The organism is Methylicorpusculum sp. (assembly GCF_030651835.1).
Taxonomy (GTDB): Bacteria; Pseudomonadota; Gammaproteobacteria; order Methylococcales; family Methylomonadaceae; genus Methylicorpusculum.
The window spans coordinates 1-2,069 of sequence record NZ_JAUSBX010000060.1 but is presented as its reverse complement, the minus strand read 5'-3'; the positions used below and the strand labels follow the sequence as shown (position 1 = coordinate 2,069).

Genomic DNA, 2,069 nt, shown 5'->3' with positions numbered 1-2,069 from the left:
CGCTGAAAATCTTGGAGTGTGCCACAGGCACACAAGCTGACGCTATACGGAAATAGAGGTCAGATGTGTATAAGCTCATTGGAAGATGATGGTAGGCCCATCAAAGTCTGTTGTCGGAAACTGGCTTTAAACCACCTCAAGCTGCTGGCATTAAGAGTGCCGGTAGTGAGCGTTGAGGAAAAGCTAACTTTGAATTAGCAGGTAGGGTATAGAGAGACGAGTTAAACCGAACCTATGTTGACGCGTCGTTATTCAGAGACTAGACATCAAAACCAAGGGCGTCCAAGACTCTTGGGATGAGTCTGCAAGCGGATCCGAAGGCTGTGCAGATGGTGTCCGGCGTATAGTAGGCGTGACTCTGTACTGGGCTTTCAATGGGAACTGTGGGAACCAGTCATCATGATGTTAAGGGAGAAATGCAAATAACTAAATTTATGAGTATGAGAGTACCGATGCATGATACTGGGGCGGAGTTGCTCGTAGTAGCGAGGAAGCGTTTGTAATGAACGTGGAGCGAAGGGGCAACATCAGGCAGCCTGTGTTGATGTCACAACTGTCTAACGACAGGAGGATGATGTGAGCGAGGCAAAGCCATTTGTCATTTCGAAATGGCTGGTTATGCGTGCATTTGAATTGGTGAAAGCCAATGCGGGTGCCGCTGGAGTTGATAAGCAATCACTGTCGGATTATGAAGGAAATCTGACAGATAATCTTTACACGCTATGGAATCGGCTGTCGTCAGGCAGCTATTTCCCACCGCCTGTGAAAGCGGTAACCATACCGAAGAAAGCAGGCGGCGAACGACTTTTGGGCGTCCCCACCGTGAGTGATCGTATTGCTCAGATGGTCGTCAAACTGGAATTTGAACCTCAGGTTGAGCCGCACTTTTTACCTGATTCTTATGGTTACAGGCCGAATAAATCAGCATTGGATGCGGTGGGCGTCACGCGAGAACGTTGTTGGCGCTACGACTGGGTACTTGAGTTTGATATTAAGGGGTTGTTCGACAATATACCGCACGATTTATTACTTAAAGCGGTCTATAAACATACGGATACGCCGTGGGTGAGGCTGTATATTGAACGCTGGTTAACGGCGCCGATGCAGATGCCCAATGGCGAGTTGGTCAGTCGGGACAAAGGCACTCCACAGGGTGGGGTTGTCAGTCCCGTGCTCAGTAACTTGTTTCTGCACTATGTATTCGACAAATGGTTGCAAAAACATGACCCGAATGTAGTTTGGTGTCGTTATGCCGATGATGGTCTGGTTCACTGCCGTAGTGTGGCGGAAGCCGAACACATGCTGGAAGTTTTGGAACAACGCTTTCAGACCTGTGGACTTGAGCTTCATCCGGTGAAAACCAAAATCGTTTACTGTAAAGATGGAAGCCGCAAAGGGCACTATGAGCATACCTCCTTTGATTTTCTGGGGTATACGTTCAGGCGGCGACTATGTAAAAATCGAAAGAGAAACAGCGTGTTTGTAAACTTTACGCCGGCAGTGAGTAAAGCGGCGCTGAAGTCAATGCGGCTAAAGGTCAGAAAGTTACGGGTCAGAACCCGTACCGAGTTGAGCTTAGATCAAGTAGCAAAATGGCTGAACCCCATCATCAATGGATGGATAGCCTATTATGGTTGCTATACCCGCTCAGCGTTATACGGTATGTGTCGTCACGTCAACATGACCCTGGTGAGGTGGGCAAGGCGAAAGTACAAGCCGCTCCGCCAGCATAAGATAAAAGCAATGCTGTTTCTGGAGAAGATTGCAGATCAATACCCCAACTTGTTCGCTCATTGGCGGGCGGGAATGATAGGTGCGTTTGCCTGATGGGAGCGGTATGAATCGAGAGGTTCACGTACCGTTCTGCGAGAGGCTGTGGGGGGAGTTCCTGCGGTCTACTCAACAACGGAGCGCCAGCGAAGTGAAGATTTTTAGTCCCCGATAGCCGTAGCGCCGGGCGGGTTTTCGTAGCTTGCGGAGAAAACCTGCAAGGCATCGCGAAACGGCGTTAAGTCATGCGAGAGCCAATGTTTCGACCCCTTGTTGGGTCGAAACGAGGCGACGCGGAC

General features: G+C 49.6%; 1 protein-coding gene. It reads left to right on the top strand.

What is annotated here, in order from left to right:
- Positions 1 to 576: 576 nt before the first annotated feature.
- Positions 577 to 1,827 carry a group II intron reverse transcriptase/maturase gene (gene ltrA, locus Q7V32_RS08000; protein ID WP_304896456.1) on the top strand — a complete coding sequence of 417 codons (1,251 nt, stop codon included), beginning with the start codon at positions 577 to 579 and terminating at the stop codon, positions 1,825 to 1,827.
- Positions 1,828 to 2,069: the final 242 nt, after the last annotated feature.